Here is an 18,529-nt window from a genome sequence, read left to right as displayed (position 1 = left end):
GTTCGCTGCTGTGTGGAGGCAGGCTGTGCCGACCTCCACACAGCGGTAGTCGGACGGTGCATGCGAGGAGTTCCCGGGCTCCGGATCTTTTCGCACGGGCATTGAAGCGGCGCGGTATGCGCAGGCCGTACGGCCGGTCAGCGGTCCGCTGCGACGGTGTAGCCCGCCTCGGAAATGGCCTCGCGGATCAGGTGGTCGTCGAGGGAGACACCACTGACGGTGACGGCCTGCCCGGCGAGGTCGACGACGACGCCGTCGACCCCGGGCACCTGGGTGACCTCATCGGTGATGTGGTTGACGCAGTTGCCGCAGGTCATGCCGGTGACGTGGTAGCGCTGCTCATCCATGCTTCTCTCCTTCGTCGGGTTGTTGAGGGGCGGAGGCCGGGCGGGCCCTACCGGTGCAGGCTCCTGGACCACCGGCCTCTCTCAGGTAGTCGTAGCGATGTGCCATCTGGTTTCCGTCTTTTCCCGGCGGCTGGGCGCAGCGGGAGCACGGCGGTCGTCGGCCGTGCTCCGATCCGGTGCGAGGCTGGCGCTTGCCCGCCTCGTCGAACGGGAATTCCCCTCACGTCCGGGGTGCGGGTGGCGGGATGCCGTTGCGCGGTCGGACGCGACTACGGAAGGCACCTGAGATGACCGATACCAATTCCCTGGAACCGTGGCGACGTTCTGTGGCAAGTGTGACTGCGGTTGCCCGCAGTTGTTCGTCGACGAATCCGCCCCGGTGGAGCGCCGGGTCGTGATCACCGACGACTTCGGGCAGCGGGTGGAGATGAGCGCCGACCAGTTCGGCTCCCTCGTGGAGGACGCCAAGGCGGGCAAGCTCGACTCCGTCGCGGCGGCCTGACGCGCCGGAGGTCCGGCCCGGACCGTTCAGCTGCCGGGCCGGACCAACAGTGCCACCGCCTCGACGGGGCCGCTGTGCCGGAAGTGGAGCACGAACGGGACGGCGTCGCCCGGCTGCCAACCCGCACGTGCCCGCACCATCACGTCGAGATCGAAAGGAGACATGACGAGCGTGCCCCCGGCCGGCAGGCGGACCGGGCCGGTCATGCCCATCGAGTGGGCTCCTGGGGCGGCTGTGTTGTGCCTGCTCAGCATCGCCTGCTCCACGGCCGGCGAGGTCACGGAGAGGAGTTCGTCGTCCGCCCCGCCCGTGTTGGAGATCCCGAAGAACGCCGCAGTGTCCTTCCTGTCCGCGTAGGGAGCGAAGACCCGCGCGTCGGTCACCTCGATCCGCGGCGGGCTCCCGGCAGCCCCTGACGAAACCCAGGCGGTCAGTCCGCACAGGGCAGCCAGACAGGCGATCACCGGAACGGCCGCGGCCAGGTAGGCCTCGCGCAGCCGGGTGCGGACCGGGAGCCGGTGGGCCGCGTCGTCCGGTCGGTCGGCGGAAGTCATCGGACGGAGCCCCCTCGGGCGCGACGCGGGCGGGACGATCCGCCCCGATCCGGGCTCCAGCCCCTGAGACGAAGGCTGTTGCCCACGACCAGCACCGAGCTGGCCGACATCGCGGCGGCGGCGATCATCGGGCTCAGCCAGCCCACGGCCGCCAGCGGCACGGTGACCAGGTTGTACCCGAAGGCCCACACCAGGTTCGCCCGGATCGTCGCCAGGGCCCGCCGGGCCAGGCGGACCGCGTCGGGCATCGCTTCGATGCCACCGCGTACCAACGTCACGTCGGCCGCGCCGATGGCGACGTCCGTACCACTGCCCATGGCGATGCCCAGATCCGCGCCCGCGAGTGCGGCGGCATCGTTCACCCCGTCACCGATGACGGCGACCCGTCGGCCCTCCGCCTTCAAGTGCGCGACGAGTTCGGCCTTGCCTTGCGGGGTGCAACCGGCGTGCAGCCTTGTGATGCCCAGTTCCGCCGCGATCGCCCGGGCAGGCGCCTCACGGTCTCCCGTGGCGAGGATCGGCTCCACTCCGAGCCGGCGCATCCGCTCGACGGCCCGGTAGCTTCCCGGCCGCAGGACGTCCCCGAGCGCGAGGAGCGCGCGAGCGGTGCCGTCGACCCGTACGACGACCGGGGTGAGCGCCGCGGATTCCGCGGCGACCAGCGCTTTCGCCAGTACCTCCGGCAGCTCGCCCGCGGGGGCGCCGACCTCGACCACGTGCCCCTCCACCCGGCCGGTCACGCCCGCACCGGGCGTGGCCCGGAAGTCCTCGACCGGTGGCAGCACTTCGTCCGGCCGTGCGTGCCGTGCGTGGGCGGCCAGGGCGCGGCCGACAGGGTGCTCGGAGCCCTGCTCGACCGCCCCGGCCAGCCGGAGCACCGCATCGGCGTCGAAACCGTCCGGTGCCACCGTCAGCCGTGCGACGCTCATGATCCCCGTGGTGAGCGTGCCCGTCTTGTCCAGCACGATCGTGTCGATGCGGCGCAGGGACTCCAGTGCCCGCGGTCCACGCACCAGAATGCCGAGTTGGGCGCCGCGGCCGGTGGCGGCCAGCAGTGCGGTGGGTGTGGCGAGGCCCAGTGCGCAAGGACAGGCGACGACCAAGACGGCTACCGCCGCCGTGATCGCGGGCTGTGCGTCGGCTCCGGCTCCCAGCCAGAAGCCGAGTACGGTGACGGCTACCGTCAGGATGACGGGGACGAAGACCCCGGCCACCGCGTCGGCCAGCCGCTGGGCCGCCGCCTTGCCCGCTTGGGCGTCGGTGACCATACGGGTGATGCGGGCGAGCTGGGTGTCCGCCCCGACGGCGGTCGCCCGGACGACGAGCAGCCCTCCCGCGTTCACCGCCGCGCCCGTCACCCCCTGACCCGGCCCGACTTCGACGGGATCGCTCTCGCCCGTCACGAGCGAAAGGTCCACGGCGGAACTCCCCGAGACCACCACACCGTCCGTGGCGACGCGCTCGCCCGGACGGACGATGAACTCCTGCCCCACGTTCAGCCGGTCGACAGGGATGCGCCGCTCCCGCCCGTTCTCCCGGACCGCAACATCCTTGACGGCCAAGGCGGACAGCGACCGCAGGGCCTCCCCGGTGCCGTGCCGGGCCCGCTCCTCCAGGAAACGCCCCGCCAGCACGAACAGCGGCACGCCCACGGCCGCCTCCAGATAGACGTGCGCGACACCACCGGTGGCCGACGGCCACACGGTGAAGGGCATCCGCACGTCCGGAACTCCCGAACCACCCAGGAACAGCGCGTACACCGACCAGGCGAATGACGCGGCGACCCCGAGGGAGACCAGGGTGTCCATCGTGGTCGCCGAGTGTCGAAGGCCCCGTACGGCACGCTCGTGGAACGGCCAGGCGCTCCAGACGACGACGGGAGCGGCGAGCACGAAGCAGAGCCACTGCCAGTTGCGGAACTGGAGGGCCGGGACCATGGACAGGACGAGCACGGGGACGGAGAGCAGTGCGGTGATCAGCAGCCGCTCATTCGCGCGGCGCCCGTCCCGCTCGGCCGGCGTCGCCTTCGCGTCCTGCTCGGGGGAGGCGGGCGGCGGATCGGGTAGGGCGGCGGTGTAACCAGCCCTCTCCACGGCCGCCACCAGGTCGCCCACCGTGACCTCGGCCGGGTGGCGTACGCGGGCCTGGCCCGTCGCCAGATTGACCGTGGCGGTTACACCGGGGATCCGGCCGAGGCGCTTCTCCACACGGTTCACGCAGGCCGCGCAGGTCATGCCGCTGACGATCAGGTCAGTGCCGACCCGGTCCGTGCCGGTCATGGCGACCGTCTGACCCGCGGTCATCGCGGCCCTCCCGAGTGCGCGCCGCCCGAACCACCGTGGCCGTGGCCGCCGGAACTCCCGTTCTCCACGGGCACGGTCTCGTCGGCGTGCATGCCGGGCGCGACCGGACCGGCCAGCGAGCCGACCCCGTAGGAGACGGCGAACACCAGGACGAGCAGGGCGAGGAACCCCGACAGGGCTGGTGGCGGAGCCCAGCGCCTCCGGGAGGGGCGCGATTCACCGGGAGTCTGCTGCTGTCGGGCCATCGTCGCTCCTGAACGGGCCCCTGGCAGGTGCCCCTCGCCTGTGTCCGTTCCGTGCTCGGGGCACGGTGACCTGCCCGTGCGGGTGCTTGGGCAGGCGCTTCCTGGCAGGTAGTCGTCGCCACCCGGGCGGGAGTTCCCGACGTAGCTGGTCTCATCCAGGCGTGCGAGGAGGTGCGTTGACGACTCCGAACGGTACGTGGACGCTCGGGGTGGCCGGCGCCGTGCCGTTCAGGTGCGAGACCTGGTCGTCGAAGAAGATGTGCGGATCGAGGGCGCGCATCACGGCGGCTTTGTCGATGCCGCCGAGGAAGAACGCCTCGTTGACGCGAAGTCCCCACTGCTTGAGACTCCGCACGGCACGTTCATGCGCGGGGGCGTCCCGGGCGGTGACCAAGGACACCCGGAGGCGGGGTTGATAGGCGGGATCCTTGCGGCGCTCTTCCTCTTCGCGGCGCTGGATGCGGTTGATGCCTGAAAGGAAGTCCTTCAAGGGGCCGGGGTCGTGCGGGGTGGTCGCGTTGAGGACTTCGTGTGCGCGGAACTCGTCGATGCCGGCGCTTTGGTAGATCCGCTCGGAGGAGTCGCCGGCCAGTACGCCGTCGAAGTCGAAGGCGATGCGGAGCTCTTGGTCGGCGTCGTCATCGACCCGTTCTGTCTTGAGTACATGGCCCGCCGGCATTCCGTCGGCCACTGCTGCGCGCACGTCCGAACCGTTGGCCGACAGGAACAGGGACATGTTCAGAGCGGGCATGAAGCGGTGTGTCGACCGACCCTGCCGGAACACGGCCCGGCTGATGTGCAGGCCGTGCGCCGCGATGGAACGCATGACGCGGAGCCCGGTGTCCGGGTCGTTGCGCGACAGGATGATGACTTCGACCAGCGGATCGAGGGGCTCTGCGAGGTCGTTCAGCGACAGCAGGCGCCGGACGAAGGGGAAGGCCACGCCCTTGTCCAGGACGTCGTCCACGTGGGCCTCTTGGTAGGCGCGATACGCGTCCTCACCTTGCTCCCGGAACACCGCGTCGCAGTCGGTGAGGTCGAACAGGGCGCTGGAGGCGATCCCTATGACGAGGCGGTCGGACAGGTCGTACTTCATCTCGCCCCCTGCTGGCACACGTGCAACATTGAGAGCATTATCGCCTTTTCGAATATGCCGAAAACATGTTCGGCTACTTCGTGGGGGTGTGAGTGAACGCCGCGCAAGAGGGCGGTCGTCGGCGCCGGACGCGGCGCGGTGGGAAGAGGATCTGCCAGGCATGACCGACCGGTCGGGCCTGCTGGAGCCGCTCGGCAGTCAGCTGTGCTCCCGCGGGCCTGTCTCGTGTGAGTGTCCGAATGATGGACGACGGTCGTCGCGTAGCGGGCGCTCGGCCTACTCTGGCCGGTGCAGCTGGTTCGCCCCGTCCGCCAGGCGGGATGCGTCGTAAGAGGGAACCCGGTGGGAATCCGGGACTGCCCCGCAGCGGTGAGCGAGAACGACCGCCGTCATACGCACTGGGACCGGACAACGGTCCTGGGAAGCGACGGCCAGTAGGTGCCCGCCGGGAAACCCCGGTAGGCGTGCCCGCGAGTCCGAAGACCTGCCCGTTGCCCGCACCCGGACGGTTCCGTGTGCGGATATCCCGGTGACCTCGTGGGCGGGTCGGCGTACACAGCGAGCGGCACGTGCGGGCATTCGTCCCGTGGTGGGGGCCGCCCGTTCTGTCGTTCCCTTCGCGTCCGCGTCCCGTCGCCGGGATGTTCCTGGAGACATCTCGCGAAGGAGAGATCCGTGACAGCCAAGCCCGCAGCCGCGGCAGTACGAGCCACCGTGTACGGCTACCCCCGCCAGGGGCAGAACCGCGAACTGAAGAAGGCCGTCGAGGGCTACTGGAAGGGCCGCGTCACCGCCGACGCCCTCCGGGCTACCGCCGCCGAACTGCGCCGTTCGAACTGGCAGCAACTCGCCGAGGCCGGCATCCACGAAGTACCGACCGGTGACTTCTCGTACTACGACCACGTCCTGGACACCAGCGTCATGGTCGGCGCTGTCCCCGCCCGCCACCGGGAGGCGGTCGACGCGGACGCGCTCGACGGCTACTTCGCCATGGCGCGAGGCACGCAGGACATGGCCCCGCTGGAGATGACCAAGTGGTTCGACACCAACTACCACTACCTGGTGCCCGAACTCGGTCCCGACACCGTGTTCACCGCGAACCCCGCCAAGCAGGTCGCCGAACTCGAGGAAGCGGTCGCGCTCGGGCACACGGCCCGCCCTGTCCTGGTCGGCCCGATCACCTACCTCCTGCTGGCCAAGCCCGCTCCGGGCGTGGACGCGGACTTCGAGCCGCTGACGCTGCTGGACCGGCTGCTCCCGGTTTACGCCGAGGTGCTCGCCGCACTGCGGGCGGCCGGAGCGGAATGGGTGCAGCTGGACGAGCCCGCCCTGGTGCAGGACCGCACCCCGGCCGAGCTGAACGCCGCGGCCCGCGCCTACCGCGACCTCGGCGCCCTCACCGACCGACCCAAGCTCCTGGTCGCCTCCTACTTCGGCCGCCTCGGCGAGGCCCTCCAGATCCTCGCCGCCTCGCCCGTCGAGGGCCTCGCGCTCGACTTCACCGACACCGGCGCGGCCAACCTCGCCGACCTCGCCGCCGTCGGCGGCCTGCCCGGCAAGCGCCTGGTGGCAGGCGTGGTCAACGGCCGCAACATCTGGATCAACGACTACCAGAAGTCCCTGACCACCCTCGGCACTCTCCTCGGCCTTGCCGACCGGGTGGACGTCGCGGCGTCCTGCTCCCTCCTGCACGTTCCCCTGGACGCCTCGGCCGAGCGCGACATCGACCCGCAGATCCGGCGCTGGCTGTCCTTCGCCCGCCAGAAGACCACCGAGGTCGCCACGCTCGCCCGCGGCCTGGCCCAGGGGACCGGCGCCATCACGGCGGAACTCGCCGCTAACCGCGCCGACCTCGCTTCCCGTGCGAGCTCAGCCCTCACCCACGACCCCGCCGTCCGGGCCCGGACCGCGGCGATCACCGATGCCGACGGACGGCGCTCCCAGCCCTCCGCGGAGCGGGCCGTCGCCCAGCGGGCCCGCCTGGGGCTGCCGCTGCTCCCCACGACCACCATCGGGTCGTTTCCGCAGACTGACGAGCTCCGCGTGGCCCGCGCGGACCTGAGGGCCGGACGGATCGACACCGCCGGCTACGAGGCGCGCATCAAGGGCGAGATCGAGGAAGTGGTCTCCTTCCAGGAGAAGACCGGCCTCGACGTCCTGGTGCACGGTGAGCCCGAACGCAACGACATGGTGCAGTACTTCGCCGAGCAGCTCACCGGCTACCTCGCCACGCAACACGGCTGGGTCCAGTCCTACGGCACCCGCTACGTCCGCCCGCCGGTGCTGGCAGGGGACATCTCCCGCCCCGAGCCGATGACTGTGCGCTGGACCTCGTACGCGCAGTCCCTGACCGTGAAGCCGGTCAAGGGCATGCTCACCGGCCCGGTCACTATGCTCGCCTGGTCCTTCGTACGAGACGACCAGCCGCTCGGCGAGACCGCCAGGCAGGTGGCGCTCGCGCTGCGGGACGAGGTGAACGACCTGGAGGCGGCCGGGACGGCGGTGATCCAGGTGGACGAGCCCGCACTGCGCGAGACCCTGCCGCTGCGCGCCGCCGACCACGCGGACTACCTGGCCTGGGCCACCGAGTCCTTCCGGCTGACCACCAGCGGGGTCGGGCCGAATACCCAGATCCACACACACATGTGCTACGCGGAGTTCGGCGACATCGTGCAGGCCATCGACGACCTCGACGCCGACGTCATCAGCCTGGAAGCCGCGCGCTCACACATGCAGGTCGCCCGCGAACTCGCCGCCCACGGCTATCCCCGCGAGGCCGGCCCCGGCGTGTGGGACATCCACTCACCGCGCGTCCCGAGCGCTGAGGAGGTCGCCGGTCTGCTGCGTACCGGTCTGGAGGCCATCCCGGCCGAGCGGCTGTGGGTCAACCCCGACTGCGGACTGAAGACCCGCGGCTGGACCGAGACCCGTGCCTCCCTGGAGAACCTGGTCTCCGCCGCCCGTGAGGTCCGAGCCGGTCTCGTGGGCGAAAACGCCTGACGGATACGGCCCGGGGCCGGACACGACGTCGTGTCCGGCCCCGGGCCGTCGAGCGCCAGTGTGGATCTGGCTCAGCCGAGAGCCGACGCCGTGCGGGGCGCGGGCGCTTCCGCACCGACGGTGTCGGTGCGGGTGGCCAGCAGTCGCTGGGCGAGGACGCCGAAGACGATGGCGAACACGGTCCACAGCACGACCTGGACGGCGATGGACGCGACCCGGAATTCCCACAGCAGGGCGGCGGGGAACTCGGGCTTGACCGCGTCGGTGTTGTCCGGGAGGACGAGGAAGGCCAGGCTGGCGGCGACGACGAAGCCGGCGCCTGCGGTCAGGGTGGCGTTCCAGTTGCCCAGGCGGGGCGCCAGGCGCCGGCCCAGGATGATCGCGCCGACGCCGAGCAGGACGCTGAGCAGGATCATCAGGAAGAACAGCGTGGTGCGCTGGCCGATGGTGTCCGGGTTGCCGACCGCCGGCGGGGTGGCCGGGTACTTCAGGAACGGCACCAGGTAGACCAGTGCGAACGCGCCGCCGGCGGTGAGGGCGGCCGTCGCCCGCGGGCTGAAGCGGCCGACGCGGTTGAGGGCGAAGGAGAACGCGAGGGAGGCGATGCCGCCCAGCGCGACCCCGTAGACCAACACGCCGGTGGCGAGACCGACGGTGGACTGCACGGGCCGGCTGACGAGTTCTTCCTCTTCCTCGGCAGCGGCCGAGGCGTCGCCGCCACCGTGACCGCCGTGACCGGCGTGACCGGCCGCGGGGGCGGCTTCCTTGGCGGCCGCGGCCTCTTCGACGGCGATGGAGCCGCGCACGGGCGGCTCACCGACCACGTAGGCGACGGCGAAGGCGAACAGTCCGGCGATCAGGCCCGCGAGCATGCCGCGGACCAGCAGACCTCTGACAGTGGAGGCGTACATGTGCGTGAGCCTCTCAGTGGCAGGGGAAGCCGAGCAGGTGGCGGCCGTCGTGCACCCACTCGTGCACGCCCTCGCCGGAGAACACGGCGGTGGCTCCCTGCTCCGCTCCGACGAAGTACAGGGCCACGAGCATCAGCAGGCCGACGAACAGCGCCCAGGGCAGCACGGCCTTGACGGGCAGCGGAGCCGACGGCGAGAGGGCGGGGGTGGGTATGGCAGCGGAAGCGACGGCCTCGGCCATGGTGGAACCTCCTCGGGGAACAACGCGTCCCATGTGGTGGTGCGGGACGACGGTCCTCGGGTCTGACTCGCCGCGCCGCCACCCCGGGAGGGTGCCGTCGCAGCACACAGTGGCGCGACCATGCCGGATTCACACCGGGCTTCCGTCTCGCCGTCGTCGCTATGTGTCAATGTCGCCGTGACGCTACCGCCCGCACGCTGTCCGACCAAGTGGATGAGTCCCTGATCACATGGGACGTCCGCGCCGCGAGACCAGGATGTGCACGTCTCGATCCCTCAGTAGGGACACTTCGGGCACAGGAATTCCGGGTCAATCGACGACACGACGGTTCGCGCCTCGACGTGTCACAGGCCGAAGGCGCCGCCTTCGACAAGGATGAGCAGGCCGATGGTGATGAGGACCAGGGGCAGCAGGATGTGGCCCCAGCGGGCAAGGGCCCTCGCGATGACGGGTCGGGTGGCGAAGAACCGGCCGGCGAAGCACCACACGGCCACCAGTGCAAGGAAGACAACGGCATAGACGGCCATCCCGCCGCTCCCGGCGGTGGCGAACACGGGCACGTAGACACCGATGTTGTCGCCCCCGTTGGCGAAGGTGACCGCGGCGACCTCCAGCGGGCTGGGGCCACCCTCCTGGCGCGGTGCTTCCTCCTCGTCCGTACTGCCACCGCGGTGGTCCTTCCACGCCTGCCAGGCGGCTTTGAGACCGAGGGCGAGCGGCAGCAGGCCGAGGTAGGGGGTGGCCGACTCCGGAAGGAACGTGGCACCGAACGCGGCGGCCACGGCCACGGTCAGGATGGCGGCGAACCCCAGGTATTGGCCAAGCACGATACGCCGGGTGGAACCGTGGTGGCCGGCGCCCTGGGCGAAGAACAGCGCCAGGATCAGGATGTCGTCGATGTTGGTAACGGCGAACAGCCCGGCGGCCTGCCCGATGATGCCCAGGTCCACGACTCGGTGCCCTCTTCTTCCGTACGGGTGCCCCCGTGACGTTACCCGGCGCCCAGGCAGCGTCGTCCGCCCCGCCCTGCCTCAGGACCGCACCGGGCTGTGCTGCCACCGGTGACGCGCGGGCCGTACGCGAGACTGGGGGAGGGGACGGTTGGTGTCCGTTCGGTCCCCCAGTCACCGGGTGTGCCGTGCTCAGCCGTGGGTGAAGTGGGGCGGGCGCTTGTCCACGAAGGCGGTCATGCCCTCCTTCTGGTCGGCGGTGGCGAACACCGCGTGGAACAGACGGCGTTCGAAGCGGACGCCTTCGGTGAGGGTGGTTTCGAAGGCGCGGTTGACGGCCTCCTTGGCCATCATCGCGACCGGCTTGGACATGTCGGCGACCGTCGTGGCCACGGCGAGGGCCTCGGCAAGCAGTTCGTCGGCTGGGACGATCCGGGAGACCAGCCCGGCGCGCTCGGCCTCTGCGGCGTCCATGGTGCGTCCCGTCAGGCACAGCTCCATGGCTTTGGCCTTGCCTACGGCCCGGGTGAGGCGCTGGGAACCGCCGATGCCGGGGATGACGCCGAGCTTGATCTCGGGCTGGCCGAACTTCGCGGTGTCGGAAGCGAGGAGGATGTCGCAGAGCATGGCCAGTTCACAGCCGCCGCCCAGGGCGTAGCCGGAGACCGCGGCGAGGGTGGGGGTGCGGACCTGGCCGAGACGGTCCCATGCGGTGAACCAGTCGGAGAGGTACATGTCCATGTAGGTTTGCGGGCGCATCTCCTTGATGTCGGCACCGGCGGCGAACGCCTTCGCCGACCCCGTGAGGACGATACAGCCGACGTCCGGATCCCGGTCCAGTGCCTCTGCGGCGGCCACGACCTCGGTCATGACCTGAAGGTTGAGGGCGTTGAGCGCCTCGGGCCGGTTGAGGGTGAGGACGGCCACCCGCCCCTTGCGCTCCAGCAGGATGGTTTCGTAGGTGGTCATGCCGTGGCTCCGTTCTGGTACGGTCCGGCGGGCCGGAGGGTGCGGACGATCGCCGAGAAGTCCAGGTCCGCGCCCTCGCCCTCGGCGAACGCGGCGTACATCTCCGCGGCCTTGAGGCCCAGCGGTGCGTCCACGCCGCCGGCCTTCAACGCGTTCGCGGCGAGGCCGAGGTCCTTGGCCATCAGCGGGGCGGCGAATCCGGGCCGGTAGTCGCGGTTGGCGGCGCTGGTCGGAACCGGCCCCGGGACGGGGCAGTTGACGGTGAGGGCCCAGCACTGGCCCGAGGCGGTGGAGGCGACGTCGTAGAGGGCCTGGTGGTCGAGCCCCAGGCTGTCGGCGAGCACGAAGGCTTCGCTGACGCCGATCATCGAGACGGCGAGGATCATGTTGTTGCAGATCTTCGCGGCCTGGCCGGCACCGGGCCCGCCGCAGTGCACGGCCTTCTTGCCCATGGCACCGAGCAGCGGTTCGGCGGCGGCGAATTCGGCTGCTCCGCCACCCGCCATGAAGGTGAGCGTGGCCGCCTCGGCACCCACCACCCCACCCGACACGGGGGCGTCCAGGGCGCGGTGGCCGGCGGCGACGACGGCCTCGTGTGCGCTACGGGCGTCGGCAACGTCGATGGTGGAGCAGTCGATGAACAGGGTGCCGGGCCGGGCGGCGGCAAGCAGCCCCTGTTCGCCGTACAGGGCGAGGACGTGCCGGCCCTCGGGCAGCATGGTGATGACCACGTCGGCTCCGGCGGCGGCCTCGGCCGAGGAGGCGGCGGGATCGACTCCGGCGGCGGCCGCGTTGGCCAGCAGCTCGGGCACGAGGTCGAAGCCGAGGACGCGGTGTCCGGCCTTGACGAGGTTGGCGGCCATGGGTCCGCCCATGTGGCCGAGCCCGATGAATGCGATGGTGCTGTTCACCAGACGACCTCCTGGGACGATGCGGTCGCGACGAGCCGGAGCTCGTTCGCGTTGAGCGGGGCGAAGAACCGGTCCACGTCCGCAGGGGTGACGTCTTCCAGCGTGGCCGGGGACCAGTGCGGATCGCGGTCCTTGTCGATGACCTGGGCCCGAATGCCCTCCACGAGGTCGGGCGAGGACAGCGCCGCGCACGAGACGCGGTACTCCTGCTCCAGCACCCGTTCCAGAGGTCCTAGCCGCCGGGCCCGGCGGAGCGCGGCCAGGGTGACTTTGACCGCTGTGGGGGACTTGGCCAGCAGGGTGTCGGCCGCGTCCTTCGCGGCTGGCACGCCCGACGCATGCAGCCGCGCGAGGATCTCCTCGGCGGTGTCGGCGGCGTAGCAGTGGTCGATCCACTCCCGAGCGGAGCCGAGAGTGCCTAGCGGCGGCTGTTCCACGTACCGCTGCAGAACGGAGTGCACCGGGTCGGTGGCCAGGTCCCGGGCGAGCGCCGCCAGCGCTGCCGAGGGGACGAAGTGGTCGGCAAGGCCGCACAGCAGCGCGTCGGCGGCGCCGACGGGTGCGCCCGTGAGCGCCAGGTGCGTGCCGAGTTCGCCGGGTGTGAGCGCGAGGAGGTAGGTGCCGCCGACGTCGGGGATGAAGCCGATGCCGGTCTCGGGCATGGCGACCCGGGAGCGTTCGGTGACGATGCGGACGCTGCCGTGGGCGGAGACACCGACCCCGCCGCCCATGACGATGCCGTCCATGAGGGCGACGTACGGCTTGGGGTAGCGGGCGATGAGGGCGTTGAGCCGGTACTCGTCGCGCCAGAAGGCGGCCGAGGCGGTGCCGCCCGTGCGGGCGTCCTCGTGGATCGCGCGGATGTCCCCGCCTGCGCACAGGCCGCGGTCGCCGGCGCCCTCGATGACGACCAGCTCGACCTCGGGGTCGTCCGCCCAGGCCGAGAGTGCCTCTTCGATGCGGAGCACCATGGGGTGGCTGAGGGCGTTGAGAGCCTTGGGACGGTTGAGGGTGATGTAGGCGGCGTGGCCCTCGGTGCGCAGCAGGACGTGGTCGTGATCAGAGGAAAGTTCGTTGTTCATCGCAGGGTCTCCGTCAGTCCGCGCGCGACGATGACGCGCATGACCTCGTTTGTGCCTTCCAGGATCTGGTGGACCCGCAGGTCGCGGACGATCTTCTCAATGCCGTACTCGCTGAGGTAGCCGTAGCCGCCGTGCAGTTGCAGGGCCGCGTCGGCCACCGCGTACCCGGTGTCCGTGGCGAATCGCTTGGCCATGGCGCAGAGGCGCGGGGCCAGCGGGTCCCCGGTGTCGAGGGCTTCGGCGGCCTGCCGGACGAGTGCGCGGGCGGCGGCGAGTTCGGTGGCCATGTCGGCGAGGCGGAATTGCAGGGCCTGGGCGTCGAGCAGCCTGGCGCCGAAGGCTTCGCGGTCGGCGAGGTAGGACAGTGAGCGGTCCAGGGCGCTCTGGGCGCCGCCGAGGGAGCAGGCGGCGATGCCGAGGCGGCCGCCGTTGAGGCCGCTCATGGCGATGCGGAAGCCGTCGCCCTCGGCGCCGAGCCGCCGGTCGGCGGGGATGCGGACGCCGTCGAGGATCACCTGGCGGGTGGGCTGGGCGTTCCAGCCCATCTTGCGTTCATTGGGTCCAAAGGACACCCCCGGATCGGTTCGTTCGACGACGAAGGCGGAGATCCCGCCGGGGCCCGGTTCGCCCGTCCTCGCCATGACGACGTAGAGGCCGGCGGCGCCGGCGCCGGAGATGAACTGCTTCACCCCGGTCAGCACGTAGTGGTCGCCCTGCCGCTCCGCGCGGGTGCGCAACGCGGCGGCGTCCGATCCCGCGCCGGGCTCGGTCAGACAGTAGCTGCCCAGCGTCGCGGCGGAGCACAGGGCAGGCAACCACCGCTCGCGCTGGGACCGGTCGCCGTAGCGGTCGATCATCCAGGCGACCATGTTGTGGATGGAGAGGTAGCCGGCGATGGAGGGGCAGCCGGTGGCGAGGGTCTCGAAGACGAGGACGCCGTCGCTGCGGGACAGGCCCGAGCCGCCGTGGTCCTCGCGTACGTAGACGCCGGCGAGCCCGAGGGCGGCGGCCCGGCGGATGACGTCGACGGGGAAGTGCTTGTCCTGGTCCCAGGCAACGGCGTGCGGAGCGAGCTGCTCCTGCGCGAAGTCGAGGGTGACCTCGGCGAGGGCGAGCTGGTCCTCGGTGAGGGTGGTGGTCACGGCGCTCACCCCATCGTCGGGATGGTGAAGCTCGCGCCTTCCTTGACCCCGGAGGGCCAGCGCGAGGTGACGGTCTTGGTACGGGTGTAGAAGCGGATCGAGTCCGGGCCGTGCTGGTTGAGGTCGCCGAAGCCGGAGCGCTTCCAGCCGCCGAACGTGTGGTAGGCGACGGGGACCGGGATGGGGACGTTGACGCCGACCATGCCGGTGTTGACGCGGCGGGTGAACTCGCGGGCGGTGTCCCCGTCCCGGGTGAAGATCGCCACGCCGTTGCCGTACGGGTGCTCACTGGGAAGGCGCAGCGCGTCTTCGAAGTCGGCGGCCCGTACGACGGTCAGCACCGGGCCGAAGATCTCCTCGCGGTAGACGCGCATCTGCGGCGTCACCCGGTCGAAGAGGGTGGCCCCCGCGAAGTAGCCGTTCTCGTGGCCGGGGAGGGTGAACCCGCGTCCGTCCACGACGAGTTCGGCGCCCTCGTTCACGCCGATGTCCACGTAGCGGCGCACCCGGTCCAGGGCGTCGCGGCTGACCAGTGGACCGAAGTCGGCCTCGGGGTCGTCGGAGCGGCCGATCTTCAGGGTGGAGATCCGGTCCTTCAGGGCGGCGACCAGGCGGTCGGCGGTCTCCTCTCCGACGGGCACGGCGACGGAGATCGCCATGCAGCGCTCGCCGGCCGAGCCGTAGCCGGCGCCGATGAGGGCGTCGACGGCCTGGTCGAGGTCGGCGTCGGGCATCACGATCATGTGGTTCTTGGCGCCGCCGAAGCACTGGGCGCGCTTGCCGTGGGCGGCGGCGGTGGCGTAGATGTGCGCGGCGATCGGGGTGGAGCCGACGAAGCCGAGGGCCTGGACGCGGGGGTCTTCGAGGAGGGTGTCGACGGCTTCCTTGCCGCCGTTGACGACGTTCAGGACGCCGGGCGGCAGGCCGGCCTCCAAGAACAGCTCCGCGAGCCGCAGCGGTACGGACGGATCGCGCTCGGACGGCTTGAGGATGAACGCGTTTCCGCAGGCGAGAGCGGGTGCCGCCTGCCAGAGCGGGATCATCGCGGGGAAGTTGAACGGGGTGATGCCGGCGACGACGCCGAGCGGGCTGCGCAGTGAGTGGACGTCGATGCCGGTGCCCGCGTTGTCGGTGAACTCGCCCTTGAGGAGGTGCGGGATCCCGGCGGCGAACTCGACTACCTCCAAGCCGCGTTGCAGGTCGCCGTGGGCGTCGGCGATCGTCTTGCCGTGCTCGGCCGACAGCATCCGGGCTAGATCGTCACGCTCGCCCTCGACGAGCTGGAGGAAGCGCAGCAGGACGCGCGCCCGGCGCTGCGGGTTCCACTGGCCCCAATCGGCCTGCGCCTCCTCGGCGTTGGCGATGGCCGCCTCGGTGTCGGCGCGCCCGGCCAGGGGCACGCGCGCCTGAACGGTGCCGGTGTTCGGGTCGTACACGTCGGCGAACAGCCCGGACGTGCCGGTGGTGTGCTTTCCGCCGATGAAATGGGTGAGTTCACGGACCATGGGTGCCTGCTCTCGTCAGGTTGGATCCGGGGATGGCACGGCAGACCGGCGGACGGCACCCGGATGGGGGTGCGCCGCTGCGGAAAGCCGTGAGAACTACGAGCGCACGAAAGTGGTGTGCGTACGCTCCGCCGGATCACCAGGGTCGTGGGTACAAACCGGTGCCATGCGTGTCTGCTCCATCCTCGTGGACAACACGGAACATCCGCGGCCGGTATCCTGACTCCCGGATCCCCGCGCGCCGCCCGCCTTCCCGACAGAGCTCGTCAGTGGCGTGTGGATGGCAGCACACTCCCCGGTCACAGTGGCGGGACCGTGCCGGACTCACACCGGCTTCCCTGCACCGCGGACCTTGTGCCACGAACATATAGTTGGACGTCCTAGTAAGTCCAGAGCCTCCGGCCGCGCGCCTACAGTCGGAGCATGCGCATCGTCTCCCTGCTCCCTGCGGCCACCGACATCGTGGCGGACCTCGGACTCGCCGCCGACCTGGTCGGACGCACCCATGAATGCGACTGGCCGCCCGCAGCGGTCGCCTCCGTACCCGTCGTCACCCGCGCCGAATTCGACGCGGACGCACTCAGCAGCCGGGAGATCTCCGAGGCCGTCGGCGGTGCCGCGCACTCCGGCTCCTCGCTCTACACCCTGGACACCGAAGCCCTCGCCGCGCTCGCACCGGAGGTACTGCTCACCCAGGACCTCTGCCAGGTCTGCGCGGTCTCCTACGAGAGCGTCACCCGGGCCGTACGCGTCATGGACGCCGGACCCCGCGTCCTGAGCATGGAACCGAAGACCCTCGACGACGTGCTGGACTGCCTGGTCACCGTGGGCGACCTGCTGGGGGTACGGGAGCGGGCCGAGCAGCGCCGAACGGAGCTGCGCGGCCGGCTCTCCGAGGTGCGGCGCCGTACGGAGGGCCGGCCGAAGCCCCGGGTGGTGGCCATCGAGTGGCTCGACCCGTTGTGGCCCGCCGGCCACTGGGTACCCGAGCAGATCGCCGTGGCGGGTGGCGAGCCGCTGCTGGCCGAGGCGGGTGAGCACACGAAACCGATGACGTGGGAGTCGGTACGTGAGGCGCGCCCGGATGTGGTCCTCGTGCTGCCGTGCGGCTTCCCGCCCGAGCGGACCCTGACGGAACTCGACCTGCTCACCTCACTGCCCGGCTGGGACGAGCTGCCTGCCGTACGGGCTGGGGAGGTATGGGTCCTGGACGGACCCGCGTACTTCAACCGGCCGGGCCCCCGCGTGGTCCGCGGCGCCGAGGTGCTCGCGCACGTGCTTCACGGAGTGCCGGCGGGTGACCCGGTGACCGAGGCGGAGGCGCGCCGGCTGGGGTGAGTCTCACCCCTGGGGGTGGGCGACCGGGTAGGGGATGAAGGTGCTGCTGTTCTCGTCGACCGCGAGCGGGCGGCCGAGCGGCGGGACGGCGCGTTGCGGGCAGTCGAGGCGTTCGCAGAGGCGGCAGCCCATGCCGATGGGGGTGGCGGCGGAGGCGTTGTCGAGGTCGAGGCCGTCGGAGTAGACGAGCCGGGACGCGTGGCGGATCTCGCAGCCGAGGCCGATGGCGAAGGTTTTGCCGGGCTCGCCCCAGCCGCCGCGGTGGCGGGTGACGGCCCGGGCGGTCCACAAGTACCGCTGCCCGTCGGGCATGGCAGCGACCTGGACGTGGATGCGGCCGGGCGCGGCGAAGGCCTCGTACACGTTCCACAGCGGGCAGGTGCCGCCGGCCCGGGAGAAGTGGAATCCCGTGGCGGACTGCCGCTTGGACATGTTCCCTGCCCGATCGACGCGGACGAAGGAGAACGGAACGCCGCGCAGCCTGGGCCGCTGGAGGGTGCTCAGGCGGTGGCAGACGGTCTCGTAGCCGATGCCGAAGTGGTCGGTGAGGCGTTCGATGTCGTAGCGGTACTCCTCGGCGGCGGTGTGGAAGGTCCGGTACGGGAGGATCAGCGCGGCGGCGAAGTAGTTGGCGATGCCGATGCGGGCCAGCCCGTGGGCTGGGGAGCCGGAGGGGAAGTCCTCGGCGGCCAACTGGTCCAGCTCGTCCCCGTGTTCCAGGAGGGCCAGTTGGGTGGCCATCCGGAACGCCTGCTGGCCCGGGCGGAGCCTGCCTGACAGGTGCAGGACGCGTGTCCGTCCGTCGAAGTGATGGAGGCGGTCGGAGTCGGACGCGAGGCGGATCCCGTGGTGTTCGGTCAGACGGTTCGAAAGCACCCGGACGACCTCCCCAGGGCGGATGCCGATCTCCTGGGCGAGGCCCTCGGCGGCGAGGTCGGTCTCGTGGAGATAGTTCTGGCGCCGGTAGAAGAACTCACGGATTTCCTCGTGCGGTGAGCGTGGTGCCGCCCGGCCACCGTCCCGTCCGTCGGCGGTGTCCGCCAGCCGCTCCGCCAGGAGCTGACTGCGCCGCCCCAGGTCCAAGAGGACGGAGGCGACAGCGGGCATCCGGCTGGCGAGTTCGGCCAGGTCGGAGGTGGAGACGCGGGCTTCGGCGACCTCGTTTGCCAGGGCCTCGCGGAGGTCGGCGACGAGGCGGCTGGTGTCACGCTCGGAGAAGAACCCCGGGTCGACGCCGAACGCCTCGGTCAGCCGCAGCAGCACCGGGACGGTGAGCGGGCGGGAGTCGTGCTCCATCTGGTTCAGGTAGCTGGGGGAGATGCCGAGGACCCGGGCCAGCTCGGCCTGGCTCATCCGGCGCTCCTCGCGCAGCCGCCGCAGCCGCGCACCCGCGTACGTCTTGCTCACCTGGGCTCCCTCGGCTTAGTCCGCCA

At 71.0% G+C, this 18,529-nt stretch carries 16 protein-coding genes, 1 pseudogene and 2 riboswitches; of the genes and pseudogenes, 3 read left to right on the top strand and 14 right to left on the bottom strand.

Annotation, left to right across the window (positions count from 1 at the left end; all coding sequences use genetic code 11):
* Positions 1 to 137 precede the first annotated feature (137 nt).
* The gene (locus tag ACIP5M_RS16355; protein WP_401197350.1) at positions 138 to 347 is read right to left on the bottom strand and encodes a heavy-metal-associated domain-containing protein; all 210 of its coding nucleotides are present in this window, start codon (positions 345 to 347) and stop codon (positions 138 to 140) included.
* Positions 348 to 634: 287 nt separating this feature from the next.
* Here ACIP5M_RS16355 and ACIP5M_RS16350 point away from each other — a divergent pair.
* Positions 635 to 849 (top strand): annotated as a pseudogene (locus ACIP5M_RS16350) (hypothetical protein).
* 26 nt (positions 850 to 875) lie between these two features.
* Here the strand turns inward: ACIP5M_RS16350 and ACIP5M_RS16345 are convergent.
* From ACIP5M_RS16345 to ACIP5M_RS16330, 4 genes are all read right to left on the bottom strand, one after another.
* Complete coding sequence (locus ACIP5M_RS16345) at positions 876 to 1,403, bottom strand: copper chaperone PCu(A)C (protein ID WP_401197347.1); 528 nt, start codon at positions 1,401 to 1,403, stop codon at positions 876 to 878.
* Positions 1,400 to 3,706: a heavy metal translocating P-type ATPase gene (locus ACIP5M_RS16340; protein ID WP_401197345.1), complete on the bottom strand. Its 2,307-nt coding sequence runs from the start codon at positions 3,704 to 3,706 to the stop codon at positions 1,400 to 1,402. The genes ACIP5M_RS16345 and ACIP5M_RS16340 overlap by 4 nt, the downstream gene beginning before the upstream one ends.
* Entirely contained in the window at positions 3,703 to 3,951 is a 249-nt protein-coding gene (locus tag ACIP5M_RS16335) for a hypothetical protein (RefSeq protein ID WP_401197342.1), read from the bottom strand. Before ACIP5M_RS16335 ends, ACIP5M_RS16340 begins: the two co-directional genes overlap by 4 nt.
* A gap of 151 nt (positions 3,952 to 4,102) precedes the next feature.
* A complete protein-coding gene (locus tag ACIP5M_RS16330; protein WP_401197340.1) occupies positions 4,103 to 5,047 on the bottom strand; it encodes a 5'-nucleotidase in 945 nt (314 codons plus the stop codon).
* Between the two features lie 278 nt (positions 5,048 to 5,325).
* Positions 5,326 to 5,554: riboswitch (cobalamin riboswitch) on the top strand.
* Positions 5,555 to 5,722: 168 nt separating this feature from the next.
* Between ACIP5M_RS16330 and metE the strand changes: the two genes are divergently transcribed.
* Positions 5,723 to 8,047 carry a 5-methyltetrahydropteroyltriglutamate--homocysteine S-methyltransferase gene (gene metE / locus ACIP5M_RS16325; protein ID WP_401197337.1) on the top strand — a complete coding sequence of 775 codons (2,325 nt, stop codon included), beginning with the start codon at positions 5,723 to 5,725 and terminating at the stop codon, positions 8,045 to 8,047.
* 71 nt (positions 8,048 to 8,118) lie between these two features.
* On the opposite strand, the gene ACIP5M_RS16320 is transcribed toward metE, so the two are convergent.
* The 8 genes from ACIP5M_RS16320 to ACIP5M_RS16285 all read right to left on the bottom strand — a co-directional run bounded on the left by ACIP5M_RS16320 (position 8,119) and on the right by ACIP5M_RS16285 (position 15,758).
* A complete protein-coding gene (locus ACIP5M_RS16320; protein ID WP_401197334.1) occupies positions 8,119 to 8,958 on the bottom strand; it encodes a CbtA family protein in 840 nt (279 codons plus the stop codon).
* Positions 8,959 to 8,971: 13 nt separating this feature from the next.
* A complete protein-coding gene (locus ACIP5M_RS16315; RefSeq protein WP_401197331.1) occupies positions 8,972 to 9,199 on the bottom strand; it encodes a CbtB-domain containing protein in 228 nt (75 codons plus the stop codon).
* 344 nt (positions 9,200 to 9,543) lie between these two features.
* Positions 9,544 to 10,149 (bottom strand): cadmium resistance transporter, encoded by a 606-nt coding sequence (locus ACIP5M_RS16310; RefSeq protein ID WP_401197328.1) that lies wholly within the window; start codon positions 10,147 to 10,149, stop codon positions 9,544 to 9,546.
* A 192-nt stretch (positions 10,150 to 10,341) separates the two neighbouring features.
* The gene (locus ACIP5M_RS16305) at positions 10,342 to 11,118 is read right to left on the bottom strand and encodes an enoyl-CoA hydratase (protein WP_401197326.1); all 777 of its coding nucleotides are present in this window, start codon (positions 11,116 to 11,118) and stop codon (positions 10,342 to 10,344) included.
* Entirely contained in the window at positions 11,115 to 12,029 is a 915-nt protein-coding gene (gene mmsB, locus ACIP5M_RS16300) for a 3-hydroxyisobutyrate dehydrogenase (RefSeq protein ID WP_401197323.1), read from the bottom strand. The genes ACIP5M_RS16305 and mmsB overlap by 4 nt, the downstream gene beginning before the upstream one ends.
* Complete coding sequence (locus ACIP5M_RS16295) at positions 12,026 to 13,111, bottom strand: enoyl-CoA hydratase/isomerase family protein (RefSeq protein ID WP_401197321.1); 1,086 nt, start codon at positions 13,109 to 13,111, stop codon at positions 12,026 to 12,028. Before ACIP5M_RS16295 ends, mmsB begins: the two co-directional genes overlap by 4 nt.
* On the bottom strand, positions 13,108 to 14,262 hold the full coding sequence (locus tag ACIP5M_RS16290; RefSeq protein ID WP_401197318.1) for an acyl-CoA dehydrogenase family protein: 1,155 nt from the start codon (positions 14,260 to 14,262) through the stop codon (positions 13,108 to 13,110). The genes ACIP5M_RS16295 and ACIP5M_RS16290 overlap by 4 nt, the downstream gene beginning before the upstream one ends.
* Entirely contained in the window at positions 14,259 to 15,758 is a 1,500-nt protein-coding gene (locus ACIP5M_RS16285) for a CoA-acylating methylmalonate-semialdehyde dehydrogenase (protein WP_401197316.1), read from the bottom strand. The genes ACIP5M_RS16290 and ACIP5M_RS16285 overlap by 4 nt, the downstream gene beginning before the upstream one ends.
* Positions 15,759 to 15,949: 191 nt before the next feature.
* A riboswitch (cobalamin riboswitch) is annotated at positions 15,950 to 16,135 on the bottom strand.
* Positions 16,136 to 16,181: 46 nt separating this feature from the next.
* Between ACIP5M_RS16285 and ACIP5M_RS16280 the strand changes: the two genes are divergently transcribed.
* The gene (locus ACIP5M_RS16280; protein ID WP_401197313.1) at positions 16,182 to 17,096 is read left to right on the top strand and encodes a cobalamin-binding protein; all 915 of its coding nucleotides are present in this window, start codon (positions 16,182 to 16,184) and stop codon (positions 17,094 to 17,096) included.
* 3 nt (positions 17,097 to 17,099) lie between these two features.
* On the opposite strand, the gene ACIP5M_RS16275 is transcribed toward ACIP5M_RS16280, so the two are convergent.
* Complete coding sequence (locus ACIP5M_RS16275) at positions 17,100 to 18,503, bottom strand: short-chain fatty acyl-CoA regulator family protein (RefSeq protein WP_401197310.1); 1,404 nt, start codon at positions 18,501 to 18,503, stop codon at positions 17,100 to 17,102.
* Positions 18,504 to 18,529: the final 26 nt, after the last annotated feature.

It is taken from the genome of Streptomyces sp. NPDC088762, assembly GCF_044750905.1.
Taxonomy (GTDB): Bacteria; Actinomycetota; Actinomycetes; order Streptomycetales; family Streptomycetaceae; genus Streptomyces.
This window is presented reverse-complemented; position numbering and strand designations above follow the sequence as displayed.

Excerpts from the sequence above, each read along its gene's own strand:
- ACIP5M_RS16305 (WP_401197326.1), bottom strand. The coding sequence starts at position 11,118 with ATGACCACCTACGAAACCATCCTGCTGGAGCGCAAGGGGCGGGTGGCC.
- ACIP5M_RS16295 (WP_401197321.1), bottom strand. The coding sequence starts at position 13,111 with ATGAACAACGAACTTTCCTCTGATCACGACCACGTCCTGCTGCGCACC.
- ACIP5M_RS16345 (WP_401197347.1), bottom strand. The coding sequence starts at position 1,403 with ATGACTTCCGCCGACCGACCGGACGACGCGGCCCACCGGCTCCCGGTC.
- ACIP5M_RS16335 (WP_401197342.1), bottom strand. The coding sequence starts at position 3,951 with ATGGCCCGACAGCAGCAGACTCCCGGTGAATCGCGCCCCTCCCGGAGG.
- ACIP5M_RS16355 (WP_401197350.1), bottom strand. The coding sequence starts at position 347 with ATGGATGAGCAGCGCTACCACGTCACCGGCATGACCTGCGGCAACTGC.
- ACIP5M_RS16285 (WP_401197316.1), bottom strand. The coding sequence starts at position 15,758 with ATGGTCCGTGAACTCACCCATTTCATCGGCGGAAAGCACACCACCGGC.
- ACIP5M_RS16315 (WP_401197331.1), bottom strand. The coding sequence starts at position 9,199 with ATGGCCGAGGCCGTCGCTTCCGCTGCCATACCCACCCCCGCCCTCTCG.
- ACIP5M_RS16320 (WP_401197334.1), bottom strand. The coding sequence starts at position 8,958 with ATGTACGCCTCCACTGTCAGAGGTCTGCTGGTCCGCGGCATGCTCGCG.
- ACIP5M_RS16280 (WP_401197313.1), top strand. The coding sequence starts at position 16,182 with ATGCGCATCGTCTCCCTGCTCCCTGCGGCCACCGACATCGTGGCGGAC.
- ACIP5M_RS16340 (WP_401197345.1), bottom strand. The coding sequence starts at position 3,706 with ATGACCGCGGGTCAGACGGTCGCCATGACCGGCACGGACCGGGTCGGC.
- ACIP5M_RS16330 (WP_401197340.1), bottom strand. The coding sequence starts at position 5,047 with ATGAAGTACGACCTGTCCGACCGCCTCGTCATAGGGATCGCCTCCAGC.